At 51.7% G+C, this 4,006-nt stretch carries 6 protein-coding genes and 4 pseudogenes; all 10 read left to right on the forward strand.

Features of this window, described 5'->3' with window-relative positions; genetic code table 11:
- A partial coding sequence (gene radC / locus B9P82_RS27860) for a RadC family protein (protein WP_101701442.1) occupies positions 1 to 345 on the forward strand: 345 nt, incomplete at its 5' end.
- A gap of 14 nt (positions 346 to 359) precedes the next feature.
- Entirely contained in the window at positions 360 to 581 is a 222-nt protein-coding gene (locus B9P82_RS27865) for a DUF987 domain-containing protein (RefSeq protein ID WP_101701443.1), read from the forward strand.
- A 23-nt stretch (positions 582 to 604) separates the two neighbouring features.
- Positions 605 to 736 (forward strand): annotated as a pseudogene (locus tag B9P82_RS29265) (type IV toxin-antitoxin system YeeU family antitoxin); the annotation flags it as partial.
- 32 nt (positions 737 to 768) lie between these two features.
- Positions 769 to 1,107 (forward strand): annotated as a pseudogene (locus B9P82_RS27870) (type IV toxin-antitoxin system YeeU family antitoxin); the annotation flags it as partial.
- 72 nt (positions 1,108 to 1,179) lie between these two features.
- Positions 1,180 to 1,248: pseudogene (locus B9P82_RS29600) on the forward strand (toxin CbtA); the annotation flags it as partial.
- A gap of 168 nt (positions 1,249 to 1,416) precedes the next feature.
- Positions 1,417 to 1,716, forward strand: a pseudogene (locus tag B9P82_RS29605) (TA system toxin CbtA family protein); the annotation flags it as partial.
- A complete protein-coding gene (locus B9P82_RS27885; RefSeq protein WP_101701444.1) occupies positions 1,713 to 2,153 on the forward strand; it encodes a DUF5983 family protein in 441 nt (146 codons plus the stop codon). The pseudogene B9P82_RS29605 and the gene B9P82_RS27885, both read left to right, overlap by 4 nt.
- A 29-nt stretch (positions 2,154 to 2,182) precedes the next feature.
- The gene (locus B9P82_RS27890; RefSeq protein ID WP_101701445.1) at positions 2,183 to 2,386 is read left to right on the forward strand and encodes a DUF957 domain-containing protein; all 204 of its coding nucleotides are present in this window, start codon (positions 2,183 to 2,185) and stop codon (positions 2,384 to 2,386) included.
- A gap of 80 nt (positions 2,387 to 2,466) precedes the next feature.
- Positions 2,467 to 3,315 (forward strand): DUF4942 domain-containing protein, encoded by an 849-nt coding sequence (locus B9P82_RS27895; RefSeq protein WP_101701446.1) that lies wholly within the window; start codon positions 2,467 to 2,469, stop codon positions 3,313 to 3,315.
- 401 nt (positions 3,316 to 3,716) lie between these two features.
- Positions 3,717 to 4,006: hypothetical protein (locus B9P82_RS28780; protein WP_210405013.1), on the forward strand; the 290-nt coding region annotated here is incomplete at its 3' end.

The following is a 4,006-nucleotide window of genomic DNA, read 5'->3' on the forward strand; positions in this document are numbered from 1 at the left end:
GACTGGCTGCGTCTGCAGCTTGCCACACAGGAGCGCGAAGAATTTACCGTGATCTTCCTCGATAACCAGCATCGGTTGATTACGCACGAAACCCTCTTCACCGGCACCATCAACCATACACAGGTACATCCACGGGAAGTGGTGAAAGCTGCGCTGAAACATAACGCTGCTGCCATTCTCGTGGCGCACTGCCACCCTTCAGGACACGCTGAACCCAGCGATGCAGACAGACGAATCACAGAACGCCTCAGGCAGGCACTGGACCTGGTGGATATCCGCCTGCTGGACCACCTGGTAGTGGGAGGTATGGAAATAGTTTCGTTTTCTGAGAGAGGCTGGCTTTAAGGAGGAAAATATCGATGAAAATTATCAGCAAGCGTCAGGCGATGGCGATATACCGCCAGCATCCGCAGTCCCGGCTGTTTCGCTTCTGTACCGGTAAATATAAGTGGTCCGGCAGTATCTGCCACTATGCCGGCCGGGAGGTACAGGATATCAGCGGTGTGCTGGCTGTCTTCGCTGAACGTTGTCAGGACCGTAACGGCCCCTTTGTCGTATTACGCAGCGTTACCCTGAATTAACGCATCATTAAGGATTACTTAAAATGCAAAACACAACGAATGCAGCAAAGCATGATATTTCTGAGCCCTGGTGGGGACTTAAACCCACCGTCACGCCATGCTTTGGCGCACGGCTGGTGCAGGAAGGCAACCACCTGCATTATCTGGCTGACCGCAGCACTATCGCAGGAACATTNGATTACTTAAAATGCAAAACACAACGAATGCAGCAAAGCATGATATTTCTGAGCCCTGGTGGGGACTTAAACCCACCGTCACGCCATGCTTTGGCGCACGGCTGGTGCAGGAAGGCAACCACCTGCATTATCTGGCTGACCGCAGCACTATCGCAGGAACATTCAGCGACGCGGATTTACGCCACCTTGACCAGGCATCTCCGGTACTGCTCAAACAGCTCGAGTTAATGCTGGTTTCCGGTGAAATCAATCCCCGCCATCAGCACTGCGTCACGCTCTACGCAAAAGGGCTGACCTGCGAGGCCGACAGCCTCGGCTCGCATGGGTACGTATACATGGCAATTTNNCCCCACACCTGCAGCAACTGCGTAAACCTTCGAACTGCTTTCCCTCGTTTTAACCCATCAACAAAGGGATCAACTATGCAAACCCAGCCACTATCCTCCACGCAGGAGGTTACGCCACGCCAGTCGCCGGTGGAGATCTGGCACCGGCTTCTAAGTCACCTGCTGGACCGTCACTATGGTCTGGCACTAAACGACACCCCGTTTGGCAACGACAGCGTCATCCAGGAACATATCGACGCGGGTATCTCGCTATGCGACGCCATCAATTTTATCGTGGAAAAGTACGATCTGGTACGTACAGACCGTCGCGGNAGTCACCTGCTGGACCGTCACTATGGTCTGGCACTAAACGACACCCCGTTTGGCAACGACAGCGTCATCCAGGAACATATCGACGCGGGTATCTCGCTATGCGACGCCATCAATTTTATCGTGGAAAAGTACGATCTGGTACGTACAGACCGTCGCGGTTTTAACGCAGAAACACAGTCGCCGCTTCTCACCAGTATCGATATTCTTCGCGCCCGCAAAGCCATCGGGCTGATGACCCACAACGATTACAAAGTGGTGACCGATATCACCACCGGTAAATACAAAGAGGTGCAGCAATGAAGCTGTCTCTGACCGTGGAAGCTGATGCCGTCAATATACTGGCCCTCAACATGGGCCGAATCGCTGTTGATATCGACGGGATTGAACTGGCTGACCTGATCAATGTGGTCTGCGATAACGGNCTCCCGCCTGTCGCACGTCTCAGCGGCATCCAGTGCAGTACTTCTCACATCACCGAAGCCGACAACACCCTGCTGTTTGCCCTTTCACATCAGCATGAAGACTTTGGTGACAGTGAATGGATTCTGTACACCGGGTCGGGCTATCTGCTTCACCTGGGGGCGTGGTCGTTTCCGGTATTACGCCTCAAACGTCTCGGTCTGTCTAAAGCCTGTCGCCGCCTGGTGATGGCGCTTATGCGTCGTTACTCCGTCAGCATTGTTCATCTTGATGCCTGTGGCGAAGTGCTACCAGGCTTTGCCACCTTTGACTGGTAACTCAACATCAATCACCACAAGGAGTCCTGATGCCAGAATTAACCACTGAAGCCGCTCTCAACATTCTGATTGGCTGGCTGCAGGACAATATCGATTGCGGTACGGAAATCATCTTCGACAACGGCGAAGACAATACCGACTCAGCAACGTTGTTGCCCCGGATTGAACAGGCATTACAGAACGTTCGCGATCTCCGCCATCTGCAGCTTCTGCAAAAGGCCGGAACAGATTAGCCACCGAACCATACTCAGCGTACATGCATAAGTGCCAGTCCTCACCGACTGGCGTTTTGCTTTATATAAAAGGAAAAATGATGTCAGACTTTACCCTCACCGAACCTGAAGTTTTGACCGACCATACAGATGTAATTTGCTCCACCAGCATTGAGCGCATCGTCACCGGACGGAATGTCGCGCTGGCACAGATTGAAGCTCTTATTCAGCAACTGGACGATATCTCGACACTGACCTGCAGTATTGGCGGTAAAACTGCACTGGACTGGGCCATGAAGCAGGATTTTCGCTGTGGTTGCTGGCTGATGGAGAAACCAGAAACAGCGATGAAAGCCATTACCCGTAATCTCGATCGTGGTATATGGCGCGATTTAATGAAAAAGTCAGGGATGCTTTCCGTCATGGACGCTCAGGCGCGTGATCAGTGGTACAACAGTCTGGAAAAGGATGACATTCCCGCTGTCAGTGAAAAGAACATTCTCAGCACGTTTGAGCAGTTGCACCAGAACAAAGGCGAGGTGTTTGAACGCGGGGTGATAAACGTGTTTAAGGGGCTGAGCTGGGATTTTAAGAGCAATAGCCCATGTAAGTTCGGGAAAAAGATCATCGTGAATGGACTGGTGAAACATGACCGATGGGGATTTGGACTTAACCGGGGATGGCAACGTGATAGTCTGGCGGATCTTGAACGCATGCTGATGCTGCTTGATGGCAAACCGGTTCCCGACAACCGCGCCGATGTTACCCGGCGTCTCAGCGATCATATTCATGAGAACAGGCACAGCAATTGTTACGAGGACCAGATGTTTGCGATCAAATACTTTCAGAAGGGGACAGAGCATATCAGCTTCAAAAGGTCAGAACTGCTTGATAAAATGAACAACATTGTGGCGAAGCACTTTCCCTCGATGTTGCCCTCTCGTTCCTGAGTTTGAATCCCTTAATTCAGCATCAAAAAGGACCGAGGGCACAAATGAGGGTACAAAAAACACCAAATCAAAATTAATTCATACATATCAATAAATTAAACGGGGACATCGATTCCGAGTCCGGCACCACTATTTAAAGAACCCGCCCTAGAGGCGGGTTTTTGCTTTTATAGTTTCTGATACTTTCCAACCGATCATCTCTCAATATCTTTACTGCTCTACCCCTCACAAAATCCATATGTAAGATTAGTCGTGCCTGTTAACAAGCTGACATCTGGGTTCTATAAGAAGATGGGGGTTAACGTGATGGGACGTACAGAGGTCCGCGATCCTGAGCGACAGTACCTGTTACTCAACCCCGTGCATGGATAGCAGGCAATGTGCTGCCGGGAGAGCCTGGTGTGCTGCGCTTCTCAGGCCTGAACACCGGTTACAACATGATGGGCTGGATAAAATGGTACGCTGCATCCGGCAGTTTTCACTCCCTGCAGACGCAAAAAAGCCCATCCGGCAGGATGGGCTTCTTCACTTGTTTGATGCCTGGCAGTTTATGGCGGGCGTCCTGCCCGCCACCCTCCGGGCCGTTGCTGCGCAACGTTCAAATCCGCTCCCGGCGGATTTGTCCTCCTCAGGAGAGCACTCACCGACAGACCACAGATAAAACAAAAGGCCCGGTCTTTCGACCGGGCCT

It is taken from the genome of Citrobacter sp. L55 (assembly GCF_002850715.1).
GTDB lineage: Bacteria > Pseudomonadota > Gammaproteobacteria > Enterobacterales > Enterobacteriaceae > Citrobacter > Citrobacter braakii.

What these genes read in the sequence shown, in the direction of transcription:
- B9P82_RS27895 (WP_101701446.1), top strand. Translation starts at nt 2,467, where the DNA reads ATGTCAGACTTTACCCTCACCGAACCTGAAGTTTTGACCGACCATACA.
- B9P82_RS27865 (WP_101701443.1), top strand. Translation starts at nt 360, where the DNA reads ATGAAAATTATCAGCAAGCGTCAGGCGATGGCGATATACCGCCAGCAT.
- B9P82_RS27890 (WP_101701445.1), top strand. Translation starts at nt 2,183, where the DNA reads ATGCCAGAATTAACCACTGAAGCCGCTCTCAACATTCTGATTGGCTGG.